Annotated in this window: 20 protein-coding genes; 16 read left to right on the top strand and 4 right to left on the bottom strand. The window is 71.4% G+C overall.

Annotated features, from left to right (window positions below; all coding sequences use genetic code 11):
* Window positions 1-119 precede the first annotated feature (119 nt).
* The 8 genes from argH to argF all read left to right on the top strand — a co-directional run bounded on the left by argH (window position 120) and on the right by argF (window position 8,328).
* Entirely contained in the window at window positions 120-1,592 is a 1,473-nt protein-coding gene (gene argH / locus SD626R_RS01800) for an argininosuccinate lyase (RefSeq protein ID WP_092562689.1), read from the top strand.
* A gap of 252 nt (window positions 1,593-1,844) precedes the next feature.
* Entirely contained in the window at window positions 1,845-2,033 is a 189-nt protein-coding gene (gene lysW / locus SD626R_RS01795; protein WP_092562686.1) for a lysine biosynthesis protein LysW, read from the top strand.
* A gap of 41 nt (window positions 2,034-2,074) precedes the next feature.
* A complete protein-coding gene (gene lysX, locus SD626R_RS01790; RefSeq protein WP_092562699.1) occupies window positions 2,075-2,962 on the top strand; it encodes a lysine biosynthesis protein LysX in 888 nt (295 codons plus the stop codon).
* Window positions 2,959-4,056, top strand: coding sequence for an N-acetyl-gamma-glutamyl-phosphate reductase (gene argC, locus SD626R_RS01785; protein ID WP_092562683.1), 1,098 nt, complete (start codon window positions 2,959-2,961; stop codon window positions 4,054-4,056). The genes lysX and argC overlap by 4 nt, the downstream gene beginning before the upstream one ends.
* Entirely contained in the window at window positions 4,053-5,042 is a 990-nt protein-coding gene (locus tag SD626R_RS01780) for an acetylglutamate/acetylaminoadipate kinase (RefSeq protein ID WP_092562680.1), read from the top strand. The genes argC and SD626R_RS01780 overlap by 4 nt, the downstream gene beginning before the upstream one ends.
* Complete coding sequence (locus tag SD626R_RS01775) at window positions 5,039-6,166, top strand: aspartate aminotransferase family protein (RefSeq protein WP_092562677.1); 1,128 nt, start codon at window positions 5,039-5,041, stop codon at window positions 6,164-6,166. The genes SD626R_RS01780 and SD626R_RS01775 overlap by 4 nt, the downstream gene beginning before the upstream one ends.
* The gene (locus SD626R_RS01770) at window positions 6,166-7,356 is read left to right on the top strand and encodes a [LysW]-lysine hydrolase (protein WP_092562674.1); all 1,191 of its coding nucleotides are present in this window, start codon (window positions 6,166-6,168) and stop codon (window positions 7,354-7,356) included. The genes SD626R_RS01775 and SD626R_RS01770 overlap by 1 nt, the downstream gene beginning before the upstream one ends.
* A gap of 72 nt (window positions 7,357-7,428) precedes the next feature.
* On the top strand, window positions 7,429-8,328 hold the full coding sequence (gene argF / locus SD626R_RS01765; RefSeq protein ID WP_092562670.1) for an ornithine carbamoyltransferase: 900 nt from the start codon (window positions 7,429-7,431) through the stop codon (window positions 8,326-8,328).
* A gap of 28 nt (window positions 8,329-8,356) precedes the next feature.
* Here argF and SD626R_RS16645 read toward each other — a convergent pair whose 3' ends face one another.
* Together SD626R_RS16645 and SD626R_RS01760 are read right to left on the bottom strand one after the other, a co-directional pair.
* Window positions 8,357-8,515 carry a hypothetical protein gene (locus SD626R_RS16645; protein WP_176697246.1) on the bottom strand — a complete coding sequence of 53 codons (159 nt, stop codon included), beginning with the start codon at window positions 8,513-8,515 and terminating at the stop codon, window positions 8,357-8,359.
* A 408-nt stretch (window positions 8,516-8,923) separates the two neighbouring features.
* The gene (locus SD626R_RS01760; protein WP_092562667.1) at window positions 8,924-10,078 is read right to left on the bottom strand and encodes a twin-arginine translocase subunit TatC; all 1,155 of its coding nucleotides are present in this window, start codon (window positions 10,076-10,078) and stop codon (window positions 8,924-8,926) included.
* Window positions 10,079-10,200: 122 nt separating this feature from the next.
* Between SD626R_RS01760 and SD626R_RS01755 the strand changes: the two genes are divergently transcribed.
* The 3 genes from SD626R_RS01755 (at window position 10,201) to SD626R_RS01745 (ending at window position 16,108) form a co-directional block, all read left to right on the top strand.
* A complete protein-coding gene (locus SD626R_RS01755; RefSeq protein ID WP_092562663.1) occupies window positions 10,201-12,426 on the top strand; it encodes a twin-arginine translocase subunit TatC in 2,226 nt (741 codons plus the stop codon).
* A gap of 87 nt (window positions 12,427-12,513) precedes the next feature.
* The gene (gene uvrA, locus SD626R_RS01750) at window positions 12,514-15,465 is read left to right on the top strand and encodes an excinuclease ABC subunit UvrA (RefSeq protein WP_092562659.1); all 2,952 of its coding nucleotides are present in this window, start codon (window positions 12,514-12,516) and stop codon (window positions 15,463-15,465) included.
* Between the two features lie 100 nt (window positions 15,466-15,565).
* Window positions 15,566-16,108 carry a hypothetical protein gene (locus SD626R_RS01745; RefSeq protein WP_092562656.1) on the top strand — a complete coding sequence of 181 codons (543 nt, stop codon included), beginning with the start codon at window positions 15,566-15,568 and terminating at the stop codon, window positions 16,106-16,108.
* On the opposite strand, the gene SD626R_RS01740 is transcribed toward SD626R_RS01745, so the two are convergent.
* Entirely contained in the window at window positions 16,081-18,090 is a 2,010-nt protein-coding gene (locus SD626R_RS01740; protein ID WP_092562653.1) for a MutS-related protein, read from the bottom strand. The genes SD626R_RS01745 and SD626R_RS01740 overlap by 28 nt on opposite strands.
* Window positions 18,091-18,222: 132 nt before the next feature.
* Between SD626R_RS01740 and larE the strand changes: the two genes are divergently transcribed.
* Both larE and SD626R_RS01730 read left to right on the top strand, forming a co-directional pair.
* Complete coding sequence (gene larE, locus SD626R_RS01735; RefSeq protein ID WP_092562650.1) at window positions 18,223-19,194, top strand: ATP-dependent sacrificial sulfur transferase LarE; 972 nt, start codon at window positions 18,223-18,225, stop codon at window positions 19,192-19,194.
* Between the two features lie 99 nt (window positions 19,195-19,293).
* Window positions 19,294-19,497 carry a hypothetical protein gene (locus SD626R_RS01730; RefSeq protein ID WP_092562647.1) on the top strand — a complete coding sequence of 68 codons (204 nt, stop codon included), beginning with the start codon at window positions 19,294-19,296 and terminating at the stop codon, window positions 19,495-19,497.
* Window positions 19,498-20,022: 525 nt separating this feature from the next.
* Here SD626R_RS01730 and mdh read toward each other — a convergent pair.
* Entirely contained in the window at window positions 20,023-20,937 is a 915-nt protein-coding gene (mdh, locus tag SD626R_RS01725; RefSeq protein ID WP_092562644.1) for a malate dehydrogenase, read from the bottom strand.
* Between the two features lie 151 nt (window positions 20,938-21,088).
* Here mdh and SD626R_RS01720 point away from each other — a divergent pair, with 151 nt between their 5' ends.
* The 3 genes from SD626R_RS01720 to SD626R_RS01710 all read left to right on the top strand — a co-directional run bounded on the left by SD626R_RS01720 (window position 21,089) and on the right by SD626R_RS01710 (window position 25,133).
* Entirely contained in the window at window positions 21,089-21,682 is a 594-nt protein-coding gene (locus SD626R_RS01720) for a DUF7474 family protein (RefSeq protein ID WP_092562634.1), read from the top strand.
* Between the two features lie 92 nt (window positions 21,683-21,774).
* Complete coding sequence (locus SD626R_RS01715) at window positions 21,775-23,181, top strand: MFS transporter (protein WP_092562631.1); 1,407 nt, start codon at window positions 21,775-21,777, stop codon at window positions 23,179-23,181.
* A 74-nt stretch (window positions 23,182-23,255) separates the two neighbouring features.
* The gene (locus tag SD626R_RS01710; protein ID WP_092562628.1) at window positions 23,256-25,133 is read left to right on the top strand and encodes a histidine kinase N-terminal 7TM domain-containing protein; all 1,878 of its coding nucleotides are present in this window, start codon (window positions 23,256-23,258) and stop codon (window positions 25,131-25,133) included.
* Window positions 25,134-25,155 lie beyond the last annotated feature (22 nt).

The following is a 25,155-nucleotide window of genomic DNA, read 5'->3' as shown; positions in this document are numbered from 1 at the left end:
CCACGGGCGTCGCGAAGTACCACGGGCTCCAGGAGCGCCTCGCCAACGACGTGAAGGCGGCGGTGTCGAAGCCCGAACTGGCCACTGACGGGAGCGGAACCGACGACGAGTCCAAATAAATGACCGACGACGATCCCGGCACGGCCGTCCGCCGCGACCGCTTCAGCGGCGGCCCCGCCCGCGAGTTCCTGTCGAGCCTCGCCGCCGACGCGGCGATCTTCGAGGCCGACCTCGCGGTCGACCGCGCGCACACGGTGATGCTCGCCGAGCAGGGGATCGTCGACGGCGCGGTCGCGGGCGAGATCCTCGCGGCGCTCGACGACGTTGAGGCCGCGGGCCACGGCTCGCTCCCCGACGGCGAGGACGTTCACGAGGCGATCGAGACGGCCGTCATCGACCGGATCGGGCCGGACGGCGGTCGGATGCACACCGCCCGCTCGCGAAACGACGAGGTCGCGACCTGCATCCGGTACCGCCTGCGCGAGGACCTGCTCGCGGCCGCCGAGGCCACGGTCGCGCTCCGCGAGGCGCTCGTCGAGGTCGCGAGCGAGCACGCGGAGACCGTGATGCCCGGCTACACCCACCTCCAGCCGGCCCAGCCGACGACGGTCGCGCACTACCTGCTGTCGTACGAGGGCGGGGTCGCGCGCGACACCGAGCGCCTGCTCGGCGCGTACGACCGGGTCAATCGGTCGCCGCTCGGCGCGGCCGCGTTCGCGGGGACGCCCTTCGACATCGACCGCGACCGGACGGCCGAGCTGCTCGGGTTCGACGGCACGGTTCGGAACTCGACGGACGCGGCGTCGGCGCGCGACTTCCTCGCCGAGGGAGCGACCGCGTGCGCGACGCTCGCGACGACGCTGTCGGGGCTCGCGGAGGACCTAATCGTCTTCTCGAACAAGGGGTTCGTGGAGCTGTCGGACGCGTACTCGTCCACCTCCTCGATCATGCCCCAGAAGAAGAACCCGGACACGCTGGAGCTGACCCGCGGCGTCGCGGGCGACGCGATCGGCGAGGCGACGGGCACGCTGAGCCTCCTCAAGGGGCTACCCCGGGCGTACAACCGCGACCTCCAACGCGCCCACGCGGGCGTGTTCGCGGTCGCCGACGACGTGCGCGAGGCGACGGAGGTCGCCGCGGGCGCGGTCGCGACCGCCGACTGGGACGAGGCCGCGCTCGCGGACGCCGCGGGCGAGGGCTTTGCGACGGCGACCGGTGTCGCCGACCTGCTCGCGATGGGCGGGATGCCGTTCCGGTCCGCACACGAGATCGTCGCGACCGCGGCCGAGACCGTCTCCGACGACGACTCGCCGGCCGCGGCGGCCGCAAAAGTTGACGAGGCCGCTCGAAAGGTCACGGGCGAGCCCCTCTCGACGTACGTGAGCCGCGAGGACGTGGAGTCGGCGCTCGACCCGGCCGAAAGCGTCGCGAGCCGCGACTCGGCCGGCGGACCCGCCCCCGAGGCGGTCGGCGACGAGCTCGGCGGCGTCGAGGCCGGGATCGAGGGCGACCGCGACGCGCTGGCGGCCGAGCGCGACGCGCTCGCCGACGCGCGCGAGACCCTGCACGCGGAGGTCGAGCGCTATGTCTGAGCCGCGACGCCGGTTGGCCCGGCGTCGACTCGGTCGGCGTCGACCCGATCGGTCCCGGCCGGATCGAGGCCGACCCGACCGACGCCGACGACCGTCCCCGTAGGGGGACGCAGTTACTACCGAGATCTGACATCCGATCTCGATACGGTTCGATTTCGACGAAATGCTTCCGTTAGCGACCGATCCGTTTTATGTAAACTATCCAATAAGTTCGAAGCCTTTATGCCTATTCGAGGACGACTGTCTCTCACGATGACGAGCGACACCGACACGCTGCTGGCAGAGGACCCGATCACGGGCGAGGAGATCGAGCTTCCGGCCGACGTCGAAGTCGGCGAGATCATCGACAGTCCGGTCACCGGGACCGAGCTGGAGGTCATCTCGCTGGACCCCGTCGTGTTGGAGGAGGCCCCCGAGCTCGAGGAGGACTGGGGCGAGTAGATGTCGACGATCGCCGCGTCCGCGACTCCAGAGTGGTCAACATGCGGGTAGGGGTCCTCTACTCCCGGATCCGGAAGGACGAGAAGCTGCTGTTGAGCGAGCTCCGCGACCGGGGCCACGAGGTCGAGAAGATCGACGTCCGCAAGGAGCGGTTCGGCCTGGAGTCGACGACGGCGAACGTCGCGGACCTCGACCTCGTCGTCGACCGCTGCCTGTCGACGAGCCGGTCGCTGTACGCGACGAAGTTCCTCGACAGCTACGGCGTTCCCGTGGTGAACTCCCCGGAGACGGGCGACGTCTGCGCCGACAAGGCGAAGAACTCGCTCGCGCTCGCCGAGGCGGATATCCCGACCCCGGCGACCGAGGTCGCGTTCACGAAGGAGACCGCGCTGGAGGCGATCGAGTCGTTCGGCTATCCCTGCGTGCTCAAGCCCGTCGTCGGCTCGTGGGGCCGGCTGATGGCGAAGATCGACACCCGCGACGCCGCCGAGGCGATCTTAGAGCACAAGGAGACGCTCGGCCACTACGAGCACAAGGTGTTTTACGTCCAAGAGTTCGTCGACAAGCCCGGCCGCGACATCCGCGCGCTGGCGGTCGACGGCGAGCCGGTCGCCGCGATGACGCGCTCGTCCGACCACTGGCTCACGAACGCCGCGAAGGGCGGCGAGACGGAGTCGTTCGAGCTCGACGACCGCGCCCTCGAGCTTGTCGAGCGCGCCTCAAACGCGGTCGGCGGCGGGATGCTCGGCGTCGACCTGATGGAGGTGGGCGGCACCGACTCCGGCGAGTACACCGTCCACGAGGTGAACCACACGGTCGAGTTCAAGGCGCTCGATTCGGCCACCGACGTCAACGTGCCCGCTGAGGTCGTCGACTGGCTGGAGGCGAAGGCGGCCGCGGCGGCGAACGGCGAGGAGGTGACCGCATGACCGCGGAGTCCGACGCGTCGGCCGCGGCCGCGGGCGGAGCCGCGACGCCCGACGAGACGTACACCACGAGCGTCGTCGGCGGCACCGGCTTCACCGGCGGCGAGCTGCTGCGGATCCTCGCCGGCCACCCGGAGTTCGAGGTCGTTCAGGCCACCTCGCGGTCGGCCGACAACATGACCGTCGGGCGGTCGCACCCGAACCTGCGCGGGCTGGACCTGCGCTTCTCGGACCCCGACGACCTCGAGTCGGTCGACGTGCTGTTCGCGGCGACGCCCCACGGCGTCTCGATGGGCCGGATCGACGAGTTCTTCGAGGCCGCCGACACCGTCGTCGACCTCTCGGCCGACTTCCGGCTCCCCGAGGCCGACGCCTACGACGAGTGGTACGACGGCCACATGTCGCCGGAGTACCTCGAACGCGCCGAGTACGCGCTCCCCGAGATCAACCGCGAGAACCTCCCCGGCGCCGACCTGATCGCGGGCGGCGGCTGCAACGCGACCGCGACGATCCTCGGCCTCAAGCCGCTGGTCGACGCGGGCGCGCTCGGCCTCGACGCGGGCGAGGTCGTCGTCGACGTGAAGGTCGGCTCCTCGGAGGGGGGCGCCGGCGGCGGCGCGGCCTCCTCGCACCCGGAGCGCTCGGGCGTCGTGCGCCCGTACGCCCCGACCGGCCACCGCCACGAGGCGGAGATCGAGGCGTACCTCGGCCTCTCCGTCTCTTTCACCGTTCACGCGGTCGACATGGTGCGCGGCGCGAGCGCGACCTGCCACGTCTTCCCAGACGAGCCGGTCTCGAAGGGGGACCTGTGGGGGGCGTACCGCGACGCCTATGCCGACGAGCCGTTCATGCGGATTGTCTCCGGCGGGGGCGGCGTCTACCGCTACCCCGAGCCGAAGTCGGTCGCCGGCACGAACCACGGCGAGGTCGGCTTCGAGCTCGACCCCGGAAACCGGCGTGTCGTCGTCTTCTCGGCGATAGACAACATGACCAAGGGCTCCGCCGGACAGGCGGTCCACGCGGCGAACGTCGCGCTCGGGCTGCCCGAGACCGCCGGCCTCGAGTTCGACGGGCTCCACCCGGTGGGATCGCCATGAGCGAGGGACTGGCCGACTCCGGCGAGGCGGCCGCTGACGGTGGGACGGCCGCCGACGAGCCTCCGGTCGTCGTCAAGGTCGGCGGCGCGAAGGCGGTCGACCCCGCCGGCGCGGTCGGCGACGTGGCCCACCTCGCCGCCAACGGGCGGCGGGTCGTCGTCGTCCACGGCGGCTCGACGGTCGTCGACGAGGTCATCGAGCGGCTCGGCATGGAGCCCGAGTACGTCGAGTCCGCCTCCGGCGTCGCGGGCCGGTTCACCGACGCCGAGACGATGGAGGCGTTCACGATGGCGATGGCCGGCAAGCTCAACACCGAGCTGACGGCGGGGTTCCGCGAGGCCGGGGTCGACGCGGTCGGGCTGAGCGGCGTCGACGGCGGGCTCCTCTCGGGGCCCCGCAAGTCGGCGATCCGCGTGGTCGAAGACGGCAAGAAGAAGATCCGCCGCGGCGAGCACTCCGGCCGGATCGAGTCGGTGAACGCCGACCTGCTCTCCGGACTCCTCGCCGACGGCTACACCCCCGTCGTCTCGCCGCCGATGGAGGGGAAAGAGGGCGACGGCGGCGTCACGCCCGTCAACACCGACGCGGACCGGGCGGCCGCCGCGGTCGCCGGCGCGCTCGGCGCCGATCTCGTCCTCCTCACGGACGTGGCCGGCGTCTACGCCGACCCGGACGACCCCGACACGCTGATCGAGTCGGCGGCGACGCCCGACGAGCTCGCGGCGGTCGAGGACGCCGCCGAGGGGTTCATGGGCAAGAAGGTGATGGCCGCCGAAGAGGCGCTCTCCGGCGGCTCCGGTCGCGTCGTGATCGCGGACGCCAACGTCCGCGACCCGATCGTCGCCGCCCTCGGCGGCGCGGGGACGACGGTCGAGCGGTCGGCGCTCGGGGACGACGCGGACGGCGACGACGCGGACGGCGACGGCGACGACGCGACTGGAGACGGAGACGATGCGGCGGCCGAAACGGGGGGTGAGACCGCGTGAGCGGCTTCGTCTTCTCGGAGAAGCCGATCGAGATCGCCTCGGGCGACGGCGTCTACGTCACCGATACGAACGGCACCGAGTACCTCGACTTCGGCGCGAGCTACGCCTGTACGCCGGTGGGCCACTGCCACCCCGAGGTCGTCGACGCCGCGACGAGCCAGCTGGAGGAGCTCATGTACGTGCAGGCGTCGTACCCGCACGCGGCGCGGACGGCGCTGTACGAGCGGCTCGCCGAGGTCGGCCCCGTCGACGTCGACAACGTCTGGCTCTGTAACTCCGGCACCGAGGCCAACGAGGCCGCGCTGAAGTTCGCCCGGCACGCCACGGGTCGCGAGAAGATCGTGGCGACGAAACAGGGGTTCCACGGCCGCACGATGGGGTCGCTCGCGACCACCTGGAAGCAGAAGTACAAGCGGGGGTTCGAGCCGCTCGCGGGCGGCGTGGAGTTCGTCGAGTACGGCGACGCCGACGCGATGCGCGAGGCGGTCGACGAGGAGACCGCGGCGGTCATCATCGAGCCCCTCCAGGGCGAGGGCGGGATCAACCCCGTCTCGACCGATTACCTCCAGGCGGTTCGCGTCGCGACGGCGACGTCCGGCGCGGCGCTCGTCCTCGACGAGATCCAGACCGGGCTCGGCCGCACCGGCGACCTGTGGGCGGCCGACCGCCACGACGTGGTCCCCGACATCCTCACGACCGCGAAGGGGCTCGGCAGCGGGCTCCCGATCGGGGCGACGCTGTGTCGCGACTGGATCGCGGAGGACGCCGGGAACCACGGGTCGACGTTCTCGGGCGGACCGGTCGTCTCCGCGGCCGCCGGGGCCACCCTTGACGTCATCGAGCGCGAGGCGCTCCCGGAGCACGCCGACGAGGTCGGCGCGTACCTCCGCGGACGCGTCGAGGAGCGCCTCGGCGACGACGTCCGCGACGTGCGCGGCGACGGGCTGATGATCGGGATCGAGGTGAAGCGCGGCTCGAACCGGCTGCTCCGGGACCTCGCGATCGACCACCGGATCCTCGCGCTGCCGGCTGGCCGCACCGTGGTGCGCCTGCTCCCGCCGCTGACGATCGAGCGCGAGCACGCCGACGCCGTGGTCGACGCCCTCGCCGAGGTGATCGGGTGATGGCGGCCGGAAAGGAGCGCGAGGGGGAGGCCGAAGCGAGCGAGGGATCGGAGCGCGAATCGTCGCCCGCCGGCACCGACGTCGTCGCCGGGGGCGGCTACCCCGCGGCCTGCGACACGCCGGCTCGGAAGCTGCTGTACGACATGGTGTCGATCCCGTCGCCGTCCGGCGAGGAGGAGCGGGCCGCCGAGCGCCTCGTCGACTTCTTCGAGGCCAACGGCCGGGAGGCGTGGATCGACGGGGGCGGGAACGTCCGCGCGCCCGCCGACGACGCCTTCCTCCTGACCTCTCACATCGATACCGTCCCGGGCGACATCCCGGTCGAGGTGCGCTCGGCGCCGCCCGAGGGCGAGCTGCCGGACCCGTCGGAGGTCCGCGTCGGCGAGCCCGGCGAGCCGGTGCTGTGGGGCCGCGGAGCGGTCGACGCGACCGGCCCGCTCGTCGCGATGGCGGTCGCGGCGGTGAAGACGGGCGTCTCCTTCGCCGGCGTCGTCCGCGAGGAGGTCGACTCCGCCGGCGCGCGGCACCTCATCGACGACCGCGACGCGCCCGAGGCGGTGATCAACGGCGAGCCGTCGGGCTGGCGGGGGATCACCCTCGGCTACCGCGGCCTGCTGGAGGGGACGTACGTGAACACGAGCGAGTCGGGCCACTCCTCGCGGCCGGAGCCGAACGCGATCCAGCACGCGATCGACTGGTGGCACGGCGTCGAAGAGGCGTTCACGCCGGAGGACGCGGAGACCGCGGTGTTCGATCAGGTGACGACCAAGCCGATCTCGATCGACGGCGGGCTGAGCGACGACGGGCTCGCCGTGGAGACGACGATGGAGGTCCAGCTGCGGATCCCGCCCTCCCGCCCGGTCGACGAGGTCCACGAACTCGCGGAGGCGGAGCTGTCGACCGGCTCGGTCCACTGGGGCGACCCGATGCCGCCCGTGATGGAGAGCCCGCGGACCGACCTCGCGCGGGCGTTCCGCGTCGCGATCCGGGGCGCCGGCGGCGACGTGCGGCTGCTCCGGAAGACGGGGACGAGCGACATGAACCTCTTCGCGGCCGCGTGGGACTGCCCGATGGTCACCTACGGTCCCGGGAACTCCGACTTAGACCACGCGCCGGACGAGCGGCTCCCGCTCTCCGAGCTCGACCGCGCCGTGACCGTCCTGACCGACGTCTGCCGCGGGCGACTGTAGCGCATCGTTTCACCAACTATCCCGCCACGCACCTGTTCTCGAACCACACCGCGCACCACACTCACACACACGATGCCACTCGCCACCGACGACTTCCTCGACATCGACGACGTGACGCCCGCCGAACTGGACGCCCTGCTCGACCGCGCCGCCGCGATGAAGGCGGGCGAGACGGACCCTCGACTGGGCGACGCGACGCTCGGGATGATCTTCGAGAAGCCGTCGACGCGCACCCGCGTCTCCTTCGAGACGGGGATGACGCGGCTCGGCGGCCACGCGATGTTCCTCGGCCCCGACGACATCCAGCTCGGGCACGGGGAGCCGCTGAAGGACACCGCGCGCGTCCTCGGTCGGTACGTCGACGGGGTGATGGCCAGACTGTTCGACCACGAGGACGTCGAGGTCCTCGCCGAGTACGCCGACTGCCCCGTGATCAACGGGCTCACGGACGAGGCGCACCCCTGCCAGACGCTCGCCGACCTCCTCACGATCCGCGAGACGGTCGGCGAGGACGCGACGGTCGCGTGGGTCGGCGACGGCAACAACGTCGGACAGTCGTTCGTCGTCGGTGCGGCGATGGCCGGGATCGACGTCTCGGTGGCCACGCCCGCCGACTACGGGATGGACCCGGCCGTCTTCGACCGCGCCGCCGAGTTCGGGGCGGACGTGGAACCGACGACGGACCCCGAGGCCGCGATCGAGGGCGCCGACGTCGTTTACACCGACGTGTGGATCTCGATGGGACAGGAGGACCAGCGCGAGGAGAAGATCGCCGCCTTCGACGGGTTCCAGGTGAATCAGGAGCTGCTCACCGGCACCGACGCGAAGGTGATGCACTGCCTCCCCGCGCACCGCGGCGAGGAGGTCACGGACGACGTGCTCGAATCCGATCGCGCGCTCGTCTGGGACCAAGCGGAAAATCGGATGCACGCCCAGAACGCGCTGCTCGTCGAACTACTCGGCGGGGAATGACGGGCGACGCGCCGCGGGTGCTATCGCCTCACTGACGCCGCCGCGGCGGGTCGCGGTCGTCTATGAGGAAGACGCTGTCCTGCGACGGGTCGAAGTAGACTTCCAGCGCCCGGAGGGCGCCCACGTACGCCGCGACGGCGGCGAACACGAACGAGACGGCGGCCGGAACGAGGAGACCGAGGACCATGCCGACCCGCTCGCTTCGCTACCGACAAATGTGTATCGACGGAGCGGCGGCGCGTGCCTGCGAGGCCGCCCCGCGGCCGAGCAGCACGCGCGAGGGAGTCGGGCGGCCGGAGCGAAGCGGAGGCCGGCCGACGAGGCTGGGGAGGCGTGAGGCTGCGGTGCTGTGCGGCCGGGTGGGACTCAGAGGGGCAGTCGCGAGGACGAAGCACGGCGGAGGAAGCACCGCAAGGAGCGAACGGAGTGAGTGACTGAGGAGCGCACCGAGCCGCGCGAGTCCTCGCGGCTGGGGCTTTGGAGGTGCTCACCGACGATCCGGAATCAACCGCGTCTAGCCGAGCGGCTGGGGCGTTGGAAGTGTTCGCCAGCGGTCCGGGGGTAACCGCGTATAAACAACCGACAGAGACCGGATCTAGTTGCCGGTCCAGCGCAGTATCGCCAGCGTCCCCTCGTACAACGCGATCATGGTGAGCGTCACGATGATCGGCGCCATCCCGGTCGGGTCGGGGCTGAACAGGAACGCGATCCCGAGGAACGCCCCCCAGAACAGCAGCCGCTTCGCCTCCAGCCACTGGCGAGTGACGAGGTTCATCATGATCGCGAGCATGATGAACAGCGGGATCTGGAAGACGATCGCCATGAACGCGAGCATGATGACGATGAGGTTGAACGTCTCCGCGAGCCCGAAGGCGATCGTCGCGGCGTCGGAGGTGTAAGTGGTGAAATAGGAGAAGATCGCGGGCAACACGAGGAAGTGCGCGAAGGCGATGCCGATCCCGCCTAAGATTAGGCTCGTCGGGACCGCCGCGAGGTAGTAGCGGCGCTCGTTCTCGTAGAGACCGGGCTTCATGAACCGGTACGTCTGGTAGACGAACGCCGGGAGCCCGACGACGACGCCCGCGAGTCCGGCGACCTTCAGGCGCGTGAGCGGGAGTTCGAGGGGGCCGTACAGCCGCGGGCGGTTCTCCAGCGGCGCGGGGATGTGGTAGCTCCAGAAGTAGTTGATGAGCTCCGTCGACTCGGTCACGACGACGAGCGTCGCGAGCCCGCCGAAGAGGAAGACGACCGCGAGCCGCCGCATCATCTCCTCGATGTGGGCCGCGAGCGGCATCTCCTCGTCCGACTCCGGCGCCTCCAGCCCCTCGAAGGAGTCGTCGGCGCCGTCATCGACGACCGTCGCGTCATCGACCGTTCCGGCGGTCGGGTCGCCGACCGTCGCCGGCGTTCCGCCGTCGCCGAGGCTCTCGGCGGACGCGTCGGCGTCCGCCGTCTCGGGATCGTGGACATCGAAGACGTCGCTCGCGTCGCCGGTCTCGGTCGCACCGTCCCCGTCGTCCGCATCGTCAGCATCGGTCGCGTCGGGCGACTCGTCAGCGTCGCCCGAGCGATCCGCGGAGCCGTCGACCTCGGGCGTGACTTCCGGAGAGACCTCGGACTCGACGGACGGGTGCCCGTCTTCGGTGGACTCGTCGCCCGCGTCGGCATCGCCGTCGGGGGCGGCGTCGTCGGCGACAGAGTCCTCCTCGGGGGGTGATGGCTCGTCGCGCGACCGGTCCGAGTCGTCCATTCGGTTCACCATCGCGACCGGGCGACTATAGGCCTTTTCGGATAGCGGCGACGGATCGGGGCGCGCGGCGCCCGCGGAGCGTGTCGAAAAGGTTGATAACGGGGACGGACTTCCACTCCCGTATGGCGAGTGCCCTCGACGAGGACACCCAGCAGTCGCTCGCGGCGGGCCGCGAGTCGGCGAAGGCGTTCCTCCGGTCGATCCAGAAGGACCTCCAGAAGGTGTTCGTCGTCTTCCTGCTGGGCTTCCTCGCGACGTTCTGGGCGCTCCGCGTGTACGTCTGGGACCGGCTCAGGGCCGTCACGGAGTCGAATATGTCCCCTGCGGTCGCCGCCGAGACCGACGTCATCGCCACCACCCCGTTCGAGGTGATCCTCCTGCAGGCGAAGATCGGGCTGATCGTCGGCGCGATCGTCGCGGTCCCGCCGCTGATCTACGTCTCCCGCGGCGAGCTCCGCGCCCGGGGCATGTGGCCGCAGTCGCCGATCCCGCGCTGGAAGCTCGCGGGGATCGGGCTTCTCGGCGGCGGCCTGTTCAGTGTCGGCGTCGGCTACGGCGTCTACGCCTTCTTCCCGATCATGTTCTCCTTCTTGGCCGGCTTCGGGCTGGAGGCCGGGATCCAGCCCACCTACTCCATCGTGATGTGGACGGAGTTCATCGTCTTCCTCTCGCTGTCGTTCGGACTTGCCGGCCAGATGCCCCTCCTCATCACCGGGCTCTCGTACTCCGGGATCGTCCAGTACGAGACGTTCCGCGACAAGTGGCGCTACGCGGTCGTCGCCATCTTCGTCTTCGGCGCGGTGTTCTCGCCGCCGGACCCGTTCACGCAGCTGATGTGGGCGTTCCCGCTGATCGCCCTCTACGGCTTCAGCCTCTACCTCGCGAAGCTCGTCGTGACGGCCCAGCGGAGCTCCGACCGCATCGACGTGCTCGGCGCGGCGCGGAACCACTGGAACGTCGTCGGCGGCGCGGCCGTCCTCGGCGGCGGCCTGGTCTACGCCTTCTACGAGTACGGCGGGCGGACGCTCCTCAACGACCTCCTCCGGCTCGCGAACAGCGACTGGCGGTTCCTCGAACCGGGCGCCGGACTCGGCGTCGACCCCGCGACCGGCGCCGGGATCTACGCCGCCGTCTGGGCGCTGATCTTCGTCGTCGTCGCGACGCTGTGGGCCGTCTACGCCGACCTCGACACGACGAGCGCGGGGTATCAGTACGGCGACCCGGCCGCCATCGACGTGAGCGAGCTCGACGCCGCGGGCGTCCGGGCCGCCCCCGACGACGCCTTCGCGGAGATGGGCGAGGAGGAGTCGCTCGCGCTCGCGCAGGGCGCCATCGACGACGACGACCCGGAGAAGGCGCAGGCGATCCTCGACCGCTTCGACGAGGTGCACGAGGGAGGGGACGGAAGCGGCGAGGAAAGCGCCGACGCGAGCGCGACCGGATCGGGCGGGGCCGGCGGCTCCGGCGGCCAGGGCGGGGTGATGGGCGCGGTGCAGGACCGGACCTCCCGCGCGAGCTCGACGTTCCTCTCCGAGCTCACCGACGGCGAGGAGGAGGAAGCCGAGGACGACATCGGCGGCTACTACAAGGACCTCCGGTTCATCTTCGACTCGCTGCGCTCGAAGTCGTTCGTCCTGCTCGTGGTGTTCGGCGGCGTGATGGCGGCCGCGTTCACGTGGCTGTACCTCGGCGGGCTGGCGACGGTGCGGAGCGACCTCGAATCGCGCGTCCCGGCCGAGATCGAGGGCGGGATCAACATCATCACGCTCCACCCGGTCGAGGCGCTGATCTTCATGGTGAAGTTCTCGATCCTGCTCGGGATCGTCGCGGTGTTCCCGGTCGCGCTGTACTACGCGTGGCCGGCGCTCCGCGACCGCGGCTTCGTCGCCGGGCGGATCTGGCAGGTGTACCTCTGGGCGGGCGCGCTGCTCGGCGGGCTGCTCGGCGGCTTCGCGCTCGGCTACGCCTACATCGCCCCGGGGCTCATCGGCTGGCTCGTCACCGACGCGCGGCTCGCGGACATGGTGATCACCTACCAGGTGAGCGACTTCCTCTGGCTCGTCGTCTACACGACGATCGGGATCGGCTTCCTCGCCGACATCCCGATCGCGATGGTCCTGCTGAACAACGCCGGCGTCCCCTACCGCGTGTTCCGGAACCGCTGGCGCGAGGTCACCGTCGGGATCATGCTGTTCGCGGCGGTGTTCACCCCGGCCGACGTGATCACGATGTTCCTCGCGACGCTCCCGCTGATGGCGGCGTACGGGGTCGGCGTCGGCCTCCTGTTCCTCGTCACGTTCGGCGGGCGCCGGAACCTCTCGCCGCCCTCGAAGGTCGTCGACCGCTGATCGGCGCGGGCGACGCCGTCGGTCGCTTCGCGTGAGACCGCCGCGACCGACGGGTATTCCCGCGCGCGCACGCTATGAGCGGACGAAATGAGCAAGGACTACATCGAGGTCCGCGGCGCCGAGGAACACAACCTCAAGGACCTCGACGTCCGGATCCCGCGCGAGGAGTTCACCGTCGTCACCGGGCTCTCCGGGTCGGGGAAGTCGTCGCTCGCGTTCGACACCGTCTACGCCGAGGGACAGCGCCGCTACATCGAGTCGCTGTCGGCGTACGCCCGGAACTTCCTCGGGCAGATGGACAAGCCGCAGGTGGAGTCGGTCGAGGGGCTCTCGCCCGCGATCTCCATCGACCAGAAGAACGCCGCGAACAACCCCCGCTCGACCGTGGGGACCGTCACCGAACTGCACGACTACCTCCGGCTGCTGTACGCCCGGATCGGCACCCAGTACGACCCCGTCACCGGCGAGGAGGTCGGCGAGCAGTCCGCCCAGGACATGGTGGCCCAGATCCTCGAGCTGTCGGAGGGGACCCGCGCGAAGATCGCCGCGCCGGTCGTCCGCGACCAGAAGGGCGCCTTCGAGGAGCTGTTCGAGGAGCTCGTGAGCGACGGGTACGCCCGCGTCGAGGTCGACGGCGAGCCGGTCGACCTGACGCTCGACGAGCCCGAGCTCGACCAGAACTACGACCACACGATCGACGTGATCGTCGACCGCGTGACCGTGTCGCCCGACGCCCGCTCGCGGATCACCGACTCCGTCGAGACCGCGCTGGAGGAGGCCGGGGGCGCGCTCAAGCTGATCGTCCCGGACCCGCCCGAGGACGTGCCGTTCGCCTCCAACACGCGCTCGACCGGGTCGCTCGCCGAGGACGCTGAGGGCGACGACCGGCTGATCGTCGAGTTCTCCGAGGAGCTCGGCAACCCCAACTCCGACTTCCAGTTCTCCGAGGTCGAGACGCGGTCGTTCTCCTTCAACAGCCCGTACGGCGCCTGTTCCGAGTGCGAGGGGATCGGTTCCACGAAGGAGGTCGACGAGGACCTCGTCGTCGAAGACCCCTCGAAACCCCTCAAGCACGTCTTCGAGCCGTGGAGCTACGACCGGACCTACTACTCCCGACAGCTCGACAACGTCGCCGATCACTTCGGCGTCTCGCTGGAGACGCCGTTCGAGGAGCTCGACGAGTCGATCCGGCGGCAGTTCCTCTACGGTACCGACGACCTCGTCCACTTCGAGTGGACGACGAAGAACGGCACCCGCGAGAAGACCGAGCGGTTCGAGGGGGTCATCCCGAACTTAGAGCGTCGCCACGTCGAGACCGACTCGGAGCGCGCCCGCGACCACATCGAGGAGTTCATGGCCGTGACGACGTGCCCGGAGTGCGAGGGCACCCGCCTGAAGGAGCAGTCGCGACACGTCCTCGTCGACGGCACGCCGATCACGGAGGTGAACCGGATGTCGATCGCCGACGCCCGCGCGCACTTCGAGGGGATGGAGGCGCGGCTCGGCGAGCGGGACACGAAGATCGCCGAGGAGATCCTCAAGGAGATCCGCGCGCGGCTCGGCTTCATGGAGGAGGTCGGCCTGGAGTACCTCACGCTCGACCGCGAGGCGTCGACGCTGTCGGGCGGCGAGAGCCAGCGCATCCGGCTCGCGACGCAGGTCGGGTCGGGGCTCGTCGGCGTCCTCTACGTCCTGGACGAGCCGTCGATCGGGCTCCACCAGCGCGACAACGACCGCCTGCTCGACACGCTCACCGGGCTCCGCGATCTGGGTAACACCCTCGTCGTCGTCGAACACGACGAGGAGACGATGCGCCGCGCCGACGAGATCATCGACATGGGGCCCGGCCCCGGCAAGCGCGGCGGCGAGGTCGTCGCGCAGGGCGACTTCGACGACATCGTGGCGGCCGACGAGTCGGTCACCGCCGACTACCTCGCGGGCCGCAAGGAGATTCCGGTCCCCGAGGAGCGCCGCGAGCCGGACGGGGAGCTGACGGTCCGAGGGGCCCGCCAGCACAACCTCAAGGACCTCGACGTGTCGATCCCGCTCGGGACGCTGACGACCGTCACCGGCGTCTCCGGCTCCGGGAAGTCGACGCTGGTCCACGACATTCTTTATAAAGGTCTCGCCCGCGAGATGAACGACAACACCTCGGTCGACCCCGGCGAGCACGACGCGATCGAGGGGATCGAGGGGATCGAGACGGTGCGGCTCATCGACCAGTCGCCGATCGGCCGGACGCCGCGCTCGAACCCGGCGACGTACACCGACGTCTTCGACTACGTCCGGGAGCTGTTCGCGGAGACGAAGCTCTCGAAGCGCCGCGGCTACGAGAAGGGGCGGTTCTCGTTCAACGTGAAGGGCGGGCGCTGCGAGGAGTGCGGCGGTCAGGGGACCGTGAAGATCGAGATGAACTTCCTCTCGGACGTGTACGTCCCCTGCGAGCAGTGCGGCGGGGCCCGATACAACGACGAGACGCTCGACGTGGAGTACAAGGGCGCGACCATCTCCGACGTGCTCGACATGAGCGTCGACGAGGCGTACGACTTCTTCGAGAGCCACCAGGGGCTCCAGCGCCGCCTGAAGCTCCTGAAGGACGTGGGGCTCGGCTACATGGAGCTCGGCCAGCCCTCGACCACGCTCTCGGGCGGCGAGGCCCAGCGCGTGAAGCTCGCCGAGGAGCTCGGGAAGAAGGCGACCGGCGACACGCTCTACCTGCTCGACGAGCCGACGACGGGGCTCCACAAGGAGGACGAGCGCAAGCTCATCGACGTGCTCCACCGCCTCGTCGACGGCGGCAACACGGTGGTCGTCATCGAGCACGAGCTCGACCTGGTGAAGAACGCCGACCGCATCGTCGACCTCGGGCCCGAGGGCGGCGAGGGCGGCGGCGAGCTCGTCGCCAGCGGGACCCCGGAGGCGGTCGCTCGGACCGACGACTCGCACACCGGACGGTACCTGCGCGACCTCCTCCCCGACGTCGACATCGCGGGACCGCGCGACGACCGCCGGAGGCCGGCGGCCGCGGACGACGACTGATCCGGGCGGGGCAGGGTGAGAGAGGTAAACACCGTCTCCGCCTCTCTCGGGCGGAATCCCGGCGAAGGGGTTTTGTTTTGGTAGTTCTTGCCACGCCCCTATGGAACGCCGAGCGTTCCTCTCTGCGGGCGGCGTATCGGTCCTCGCGTTCGCGGCCGGCTGCTCCTCTATCGGCGGCGACGGCGGTCCCGACGGCTCCGTGGCGGTCGTCGAGGAGTACTACCGGCGGGCGAGCGGGAGCGAGGACAGCGAGGCGTTCGCGGACGACGTCGCGGCGCTCGCGCACGGCGCGTCACCGCTCTCGCGCCTCGCCGAGGACGTCCCGATGGCGTTCGACAGCACCGTCAGACAGGAGCTCGCGGACGCGACGGTCGCGGCCGAGGACGTCTCGGCCGACCGGATCCGGGCGATCTCCGGCTTCCTCGCCGCCTCGCTCGACGAGGGAGAGGTCGAGTCGATCGCGGCGGAGAACGCCGTCGTCTCGGCGGTCGTCGCGGACGACGGGGCCGAGGACGGCGGGTTCGAGGTCCGGTGGCTGGTCGCGACCGACGACGGCGAGTGGCGGCTCGTGTGGCCCGACGAGCCGGAGGAGTCGGCGGCGGCCGCGCTCGCGACTCAGAACTTCTCAAGCAGGTCGCCGTAGAACTCGGTGTCGCGGTCGCCCGCGAGCTTCTCCACGATGAGCTCCGGCGTCGAACGCGCGAGATGGCCCTTCCGCGGCGACCGGTTCACGCGCAGCTCCCCGTCGACGAGCCCCTCGGCCTCGATCCCGTCAACGGCGACGTCGAAGTCGGCGGCGTCGCGGATCTCGCGGGCGAGGTGCGAGACGAAGACGGCGGTCGCGTCCTGGCCGTCGAGCGCCTCCAGGATGCCCGCGATGATCTTCGCGGAGGCGCCGGGCTCCGTGATCGACTCCAGCTCGTCGACGAGGACGAGCCGGCCGTCGGCGCCCTCGACGAGGTCGCCGAAGTCGCGAAGCGTCGCCTCGAACGCGCCCGCGTCGAGGGTGCCCTGCGACTTCGCGTAGTAGTGGACCTCCTCGAAGCGCTCGACCGCCGCCGACTCGGCGGGGACTGGCATCCCCATCTGCGCGAGCACGACGACCAAGGCGACCAGGTCGAGCGTCGAGGTCTTGCCGCCGGAGTTGACCCCGGAGAGGAGCGTCGCGCCCGACACCGCGTAATCGACCGGCTCGGCGTCGGCGAAGTCGACGTCGAGGAGCGGCGAGCGGCCCCCCTCGATCCGGAAGCCCGAGTCGGACGAGTCGGAGGCGACGACGTCGGGCATGACGCAGTCGAAGTCGTCGGCGAACCGCGCGACGGCGAGCTCGACGTCGAGTTCGAGCGCGTCGCGGACGAGCGCCTCCACCGGCTCGCGCAGGTCGCCGAGGTCGCTCGCGAGCTCGGCCTTCAGCCGGGCGGCCCGCCGGTCGCGCGCCGCGGAGAGCTCCGTCCGGAGCCGCGAGACCGCGCTCTCGTCGTGGTCGACCGGGAACGAGGGGTCGCCGCCGAAGACGCGGTCGGCGAGCTCCGCCTCCTCGGGCTCCAAGCGGAGCGCGTCCGCGAGGTGCTCGCGGGCGCGGGCCAGCGCCTCGTCGTACTCGTCGGCGAGCTCGCGGTCCAGGAGCGAGTCGACGCGGGCGCCCTGCTCGACGAGCGAGAGGAAGTCGGTGCCCTCGATCGTCACGTCGCGCTCGCGGATCGCCTCTCGGAGCCGGTCGTCGGCGACCGACTCGGCGGTCGACACGGCGGCGTCGAGGTCGTCGACGGCGGCGGTCAGCCGTTCCAGCTCCGCGTCCCCGACGATCGTCCCGTCGTCGTCGAGCCGCGCGAGGGCGTCGCGGAGGGCGCCCGTGTCCGCCGCGGGCTCGCCGTCGGCGACGGGGTCGCCCGCCGCCGCGGCCGCCTCGTGGACCGCCGCGGCCGCCTCCAGCCGCTCGCGGTTCGCGGCGAAGAAGGAGAGCAGCCGTTCCGGGACGGTCTCGGCGGGCTCGTCGAGGGCGTCCGGCCGGACGTGCACGTCGCCCTCGACGTCGAGCCCGGCGAACTCCTCGTCGAGCACGATCACGGTCGCGTACGACCGGGCGAGCTCGGAGACGTCCCGAGTGTCCTCGACCGTCTCGACCGAGAGCTCGGGGACCGTCGACTCCGCGCGGGCGAGCGTCTCGGCGTCGGCGGTCGCGAGGCAGCGGTCGCGCACCCGGACCGTCGGCGGGTCGGTCAGGGGTTCGATCCCGGCGAGCGCCTCGCGGACCGCGGGGTCGGGGTCGCGCTCGACCGCCGACTCGACGAACGACTGCGCCTCCGCGATCCGCGAGGCCGAGGCGCTCGGGTAGAACGTCTCCAGGCGCTTGGCGGCGTAGTCGGTGACGGTGCGCTCGCGCAGCAGGTCGATCGCCTCCCGGTACACCTCGCGGGCGCGGTCGGTCGCCAGCACCCGGCCGTCGTCGCCGTGTCGCCGGCGGATCGCGCCGCGGGCGATGCGGGCCGCGCGGGCCTCGTTGACGCCGGGCGCGCGGGCGATCGCGGCGACGTCGCCCGACTCGACGGTCCCGACCGGGTCGTCGAGCTCGCGCAGCGCGGCGGCCGTCTTCGCCCCGACGCCGGGGATCGCCTCCAGCTCCATCTACTCGCGGCTATTGCGGCGACGCGCAAAAGGATGAGGGGTCGCGATCCGGGGAGAGAGGGGGATCCCGATCCGCGGACTCCCGCGGACCGCGGCCGACGCGCTTTTTCCCGCCGCCGCCGAACCGGGGCCATGAGCCACCACACCCTCGCCGCCGACCGGGACGCGCTCGACCCGGAGACGGCGGCGAAGGCGGCGGCCGCCCGCGACGCGCTCGCCGAGCGGGACGGGGTCCTCGTCGCCTTCTCGGGCGGCGTCGACTCCGCGGTCGTCGCCGCGCTCGCGCGCGACGCCCTCGGCGACGACGCGGTCGCGTGCACGGCGCGGAGCGAGACGCTGCCGGCCGCGGAGCTCGACGACGCGAAACGGGTCGCCGGGGAGATCGGGATCCGCCACGAGACCGTGACGTTCTCCGAGCTCGACGACCCGAACTTCGTCGCCAACGACGGCGACCGCTGTTACCACTGCCGGACGATGCGGCTCGGCCGGATGTACGAGACGGCCGAGGAGCTCGCGATCGGCACCGTCTGCGACGGGACGAACGCCGACGACCCCGGCGAGGGACACCGCCCCGGCCTGCGCGCGGTCGATGAGCTGGACGTGGTCTCGCCGCTCCTTGACGCCGGGATCGCGAAGGGGGAGGTCCGCGAGATCGCCGAGGCGTACGGCCTGTCGGTCGCCGACAAGCCGTCGATGGCGTGTCTCTCCTCGCGGATCCCGACCGGGCTGGAGGTGACCGAGGAGCGCCTGACCCGCGTGGAGAAGGCCGAGCGGGTGCTCCGCGAGTGGGGGTTCGAGGGGTTCCGCGTCCGCGACCACGACGGGCTCGCACGAGTCGAGATCGCGCCGGACGAGTTGGAGCGCGCGCTGGACCCCGCGTTCGCCGACGCGGTCCACGAGCACCTCTCCGACCTTGGCTTCGACTACGTCACCCTCGACATGGCCGGCTACCGGACCGGGAGCGTGAGCCCGGGCGGCGATCCGGGAGACGACGATGAGGCCGCGGGTGACGGAGACGGCGGCGAGAGGAGAGGCGACGAGGCGTCGGCGAGCGACCGAGACGGCGGGAACGACCCCGACCTCGGCCGACGCTACCCGCGCTGAGCGCCGGGTGTAAGCGACGGGCGGCGAGGCGGGCCACGCGTTATCACCCGTGAGAGCCCGACGCGAACGTTTATTACCGGTGTTGGGAAACCGACAGCTATGAGCGAGGCACAGACGCTCGCGGTCATCGCCGGCGGCGTCGGCGGCGCGGTCGGCGCGTTCGTCGGCGTCGCGATCGGCGGGGGCGCGCTCTCGGTGGCGCTGACGACGCTCGTCGTCGCGCTGCTGGTCGGTTGCGGAGTCATCGCGAGCGCCGTCATCGCCGGCGACGTGGAGTTCCTCGCGAACGCCGACGGGGAATAAGGGGAGTGAGAGATCTGAATCGACTGTTTATAAGCGGGCAGGGACGGATCGGCGGCGGTATCCGCCAGAGCCCTAGCCGCTCGGCGATACGTGATCGATGACTTCGCGGTGAAGACCTCCAAAGCCCCAGTCGCTCGGCGATACGTTCTTAGCACCGAATCCGCGGCGAACACCTCCAAAGCCCCAGCCGCGAGGGCGACTTAGGCGACGAAAGCACCGCAAGGAGCGAGCGGCGCGAGCGACTGAGGAGCGCAGCGAGCGTAAGTCGCCCTCGCGGCTGCCCCTTTGAGTCCCGCCCCGCACAGTACCGCACCTCACGCCTCCCCAGCCTCGTCGCTCACTTCGTTCGCGACTCCCTCGCACCGTCGATTCGCGGCCCTTCGGGCCGCTCACCGGGGCGCGCCACCGCGCGGCTTTATTTATAAATAGGCGCTCGTCGCTGTCGCGAACTCCGGCCGGTACCACGGAAAATTGAGCGTTGAGATTCCGGTCCCCGTCGGCGACCGAGAGAGGTCGAACGGGTTTCTAAGCGATCTTCTCGTACTGCTCGGAGAGCTTCTCGGCGGCCTCGTCGAGCAGGTCGGCCTCATACTCGTCGAGGTCCCACTCGACGACCTCCTCGACGCCGTCGGATCCGAGCTTCGCGGGGACGCCGAGCGCGGTGTCCTCGTAGCCGAACTCGCCGTCGAGCACGACCGAGCAGGGGAGCACCTCGCCGGTGTCGTTCAGGATGGCCTCGACCGTGTGCGCGACGCCGGTGGCGGGCCCCCACTGCGTGGCCCCCTTCCGGCTGATCACGTCCATCGCCGACTCCTGGAGGTCTTCGAGGATCTCCTCCTTCTCGTCGGCGTCGAAGCTCGGGTCGCGGCCGTTCACGCGTACCTTCGAGAAGACGGGCGCCTGCGCGTCGCCGTGCTCGCCGAGGATCGTCGCCTCGACGTTCTGCACGGGCGCGTCGAAGCGCTCGGAGAGGACGTACCGGAAGCGCGCGGAGTCGAGCCGCCCGCCGAAGCCGACCACCTTGTGGCGGTCACGGTCGCCCGCCTCGTACAGGTGGCGGTTGAGCAGGTCCACCGGGTTCGAGGTGGTGACGGTGACGAAGTCGTCGTTGTGCTCGGCGATGGAGGAGCCGATGTCCTCCATGATGGGGGCGTTGTCGCCGGCCAGGTCGATCCGGGTCTGCCCCTCCTTCCGGGGGATGCCGGCCGTGATCACGACGACGTCCGAGCCGGCGGTGTCCGCGTACTCGCCCTGTCGGACGGTCGTGTTCGAGTCGTAGGCGATCCCGTGGTTCGTGTCGGCCGCCTGCCCGATCGTCGTCTCGCGCTGGTCCGGGATGTCGACGAACACGAGCTCGTCGACCACGTCGCGCAGCGCGAGGTTGTACCCCGCCGCCGCCCCGACGGTCCCCGCCGCACCGATGACGCTGACTTTTGTCATACCGTCTGAAACCGCGGCCGGCCGGCGAGTAAACGTTTCGGAACGCCGTGATCGATAGCGGCAATGCCGTGCGTCTCCGGACTCGGCCGGCGGTCCGCGCCCGCCGGCCGTCGCGAAAACCCTAACTCCCGCCGCCGCGCACTCCCACCCAGTGCCGACGTTCCGCTACCCGTGTCCCGGCTGTCGGACGACCAACAGCCTCCACGACGCCGACTGCGACTTCGAGGGCGTGAGCTGGCCGACCATCGAGAAGGCGTACACGGACCTCTTGACCGTCCTCACCGCCGAGCCGGACGGGATGGCCGAGTCCACGCTCCGCGAGGCGGTCCACGGCGAGTGGGGCGGGCTCCACAAGGCCGCGCTCGACGCCTTAGCGCGCGAGCAGCGCGTCGTCGAGGACGGCGACCGGCTCCGGCTGCTCACCGCCGCGGAGTTCAAGGAGCGCGTCTCGGAGCCGACCCGCGACCCCATGCGCACCGTCTACGAGCACGGCTCCGTCCCCGGCTGCCACGACAACGCCGTCTTCGCGATGGTGGCGTGGTACGAGATGGTCGGGCTCTCGTGGCCCGAGACCCGCGAGAACGTCGTCGAGTGGCTCCGCGAGTCCGGCGCGTGGGACCGCGGCGGCTTCGAGGAGTCGACGCCCGAGGAGCTCGTCGACGCCAAGCGCCACGTGTACGACGAGGGGTACGGCTGGAAGGAAAAGGGCCAATCGGCGAAGCGCGTCATCGAGCGACACCTGTAGCGGCGGTCCCGCCCGGAATCGACACTCTCGGCTGACCCACCCGGCGACGCGCTCGGGCGCCAATTTAACCCTCCGGGGGATCTCTCGTAACCGTGACACACCCGGAAGCCGGCGCGGCGTCGAGCGGGGGCGACCTCGACGGGGTCGCCGACGCCGCCGGCGACGCTGACGGCGACGACGGGCCGGAGCGATCCCCGTCCGTCGCCAACCCGCGCCGCGCGCTCGCCGTGGTGATCGGCGTCGTGTTCATCGACCTGGTCGGCTTCGGGATCGTGATCCCGATCCTCCCCTTCTACGTGCGCTCCTTCGGCGTCAGCGACGCCTTCATCGGTCTGCTCGCGGCGTCGTACTCGCTCGCGCAGTTCCTCGCGGCGCCCACGCTCGGCCGGCTCTCCGACCGGATCGGGCGTCGCCCGGTCCTGCTCGCGTCGCTGGCGACCGCCGGCGTCGCGTGGGTGACGTTCGGCTACGCCGGGGCGGCGGGGGCGCGCTTCGGCCCCGTCGCGGCGCTGGCGACGCTGTTCGGCTCCCGGACGCTCGCCGGGGCGATGGGCGGGAACATCGCCGCCGCGCAGGCGTACGTGGCCGACATCACGCCCCGGAACCGGCGGGCGGGCGCCCTCGGGCTCGTCGGCGCGTCGTTCGCGCTCGGCTTCGTCTTCGGGCCGGCGATCGGCGGGCTGCTCGCCGCCGATCCGGTGGTCGCCCGCGCCGACGCCCTCCTCCCGGCGTTCGTCCCGGCCACCGCCTACTCCCTCCCGAGCTTCGCGGCGGCGGGGATGAGCTTCCTCGCGGTGGGCGTGGGGGCCCTCTTCCTCGAAGAGCCGAACCGGACTCGGCCCGCGAGCGAGACCGCGGGCCGACGGGCAACCGCGATCGGGCAGTTCCGCGACGCCCTGGCCTCCGCGACACTCCGGCCGCTGACGGTCGCGTACTTCGTCGTCGCCGTCGCGTTCGCGGGCGTGCAGGTGATGTTCATCCCGTACGTCGCCGACGCGTTCGGCTACGACGCGACGGCCGCGGCGTTCCTCCTCACCTACGTCGGCGTCCTCGGCGCGGTGAACCAGGGCGTCCTCGTCGGGCGGCTCTCGCGGGTCGTCCCCTCGCGGACGCTCGTCGCGGCCGGGTCGGTCGTCCTCGGCGTCGCGCTCGTCGCGATCCCCACGACCGGGCTCGTCGACCGGGCGGCTGGGGACGTCGCTCTCGGCGGCCCGGCGTGGCTCACGCTCCCGCTCGTCGCGCTGCTGCTGGCGCTCGCGGCGCTCTCGCTCGGGAACGCCCTCGTGAACGTCTCGCTCGCGACGCTCGTCTCGGCGTCGGCCGACGACGCGGGACAGGGGGCCGCCTTCGGGGTGACCCAGGGCGCGTCGAGCCTCGGCCGGACCGTGGGACCGCCCCTGATGGCCGTCCTCTACACGGTCGCCGTCGCGTCCCCGTTCCTCGTCGGCGCGCTGCTCCTCGTGCCCGTCGCCGCGGGGTTCCGACGCCGGACCGGGTGACTGCGTCGGGTCGAAGGGGAGTCGGCGGCCGCCGCGCGACAGTTTTACCCCCGGCCTCTCCGTCGTACCCACGCATGGTCTTCGACCTCGTCCCCGCGTGGCCCGCCGTCGGCTCGCTCGCCGGCGGGGCGGGGGCGCTCGGCCTCGCGTGGGCGATCCGCGAGCATCGGGGTCGCCCCGGCGTCGACTGGTTCCTCGGCGTGTTCGCCGCGCAGGCGACGTGGTGTCTCTCCTACGGAGTCGGGCTACTAGTCGGGGACCCGACCCTCCGGACGGCCCTGGAGGCCGGGATGTGGCTCGGCGTCCTCTGGACCGGGATCGCCTTCCTCGGCTTCGCGTTGGAGTACACCGGACGGAGCGACGTGGTCCGGAGCCGCCTGTTCGCGGCGGTCGTCGGCTTCGGGCTCCTCTCGACCGCGCTGCTCGCCACGAACCCGCTCCACGGGGCGTTCTGGACCGGCTTCGAGAGCGACCCCGCGTTCGGCGTCGCGACCGTCTCGTACGCGTTCGGCCCCTGGGCGTACCTCGTCGTCGCCGTCGAGACGGTGCTCGTCGCAAGCGCCGTCTTCCTCCTCGTCGACACGCTGCTCAGCTACGGCCCCCTCTACCGCCGCGAGAGCGCCGCGGTCGCGCTGAGTTCGCTGCCGCCGGGGTTCGCCTTGGTCGCGTGGACGCTGGAGCTCGGCCCGGTGCCGCAGCTCCAGCTCGCGCCGCTGATGTTCGTCCCCCACGTGCTGCTCGACGCGTACGCGTTCAACCGCGCGGAGATGTTCGACCGGAACCCGACGACCAGTCGCGCCGCCGAACGCACCGCGATCGACGACCTCGCCGACCCCATCGTCGCGCTCGCGCTCGACGGGCGAGTCGTCCGACTCAACCCCGCGGCCGAGGCGCTGCTCGGCGTCGACGCCGAGGCCGCCCGCGACCGCCCCCTCGACGCGTTTCTCGGCCTCCCGGTCGACGTGGGCGGGGAAGACGGCGCGAGCGGCGACGCCGACGACGGCGCGAGCGGCGACGAGACGGGAGTCGACGCCGGCGGTGCCCGCGAGACCGTCGAGGTCGAGTCCCGCGACGGCGCGGGGCGCCGGACGTACGCGGTGTCGACCTCGCCCCTGACCGACCCCAGCGGGACCCGCGTCGGCTACACGGTGGTCTTCTCCGACGTGACGGAGCGGGAGCGCCGCCGCCAGCAGCTGGAGGTGTTGAACCGCGTGCTTCGACACAACCTGCGGAACGGCGCCGGCGTCGTCCACGGCTACGGCGAGCTGCTCGCCGACCGCCTAGAGGACCCGGAGCTGGCCCGGATGGCCGACGCGATCGAGCGCCGGGCGGGCGCGCTGGCCGCGCTCGGCGAGAAGGCGGGCACCGTGGAGGCGCTCCTCTCCGACGGCGAGGCGGACGCGGTCGCCGTCGACGAGCTCGTCGAGAACGCCGTCGCCGACGCGCGCGATCGCGAGCCCGGCGCGAGCGTCGAACTGGACGTCGAGCGGGACGCGGAGGCGGCGGACGGCGGGACCGCTCGGAGTTGGATCACCCGCGTCAGGGCCGACGCGCTCCGCGCGGTCGTGGACAACACCGTCGAGAACGCCCTGACCCACCACGACGGCGAGGGCGTCGAGCGCGACGACGCCGGGCCATGGGTCCGGGTAACGCTCGAACGGGAAGACAGAGGCGAGGGCGGGAGCGGCGCGGACGGCGCGGGGGACGCCGGAACCGACGATCAGCCAGCTCGGTTCCGCCTCACCGTCGCCGACGACGGTCCGGGCATCCCCGACCACGAGATCCAGACCGTCGAGTCGGGACGCGAGACCGCGCTCGAACACGGCTCCGGGCTCGGGCTGTGGGTCGTCGCGTGGGGCGCCGCCGCGGTCGGCGCCGACATCGACTACGCCGAGCGCGAGCCGCGCGGGACGAAAGTGACTGTGTCGATTCCGGTCGTGAACGAAGAGTGATGAATAGAGCCGCCAGACAGAT

The organism is Halorubrum sp. SD626R, assembly GCF_001261915.1.
Classification (GTDB): Archaea; Halobacteriota; Halobacteria; order Halobacteriales; family Haloferacaceae; genus Halorubrum.
The sequence above is the reverse complement of the archived record's forward strand: the minus strand, read 5'-3'. Positions and strand labels throughout refer to the sequence as shown.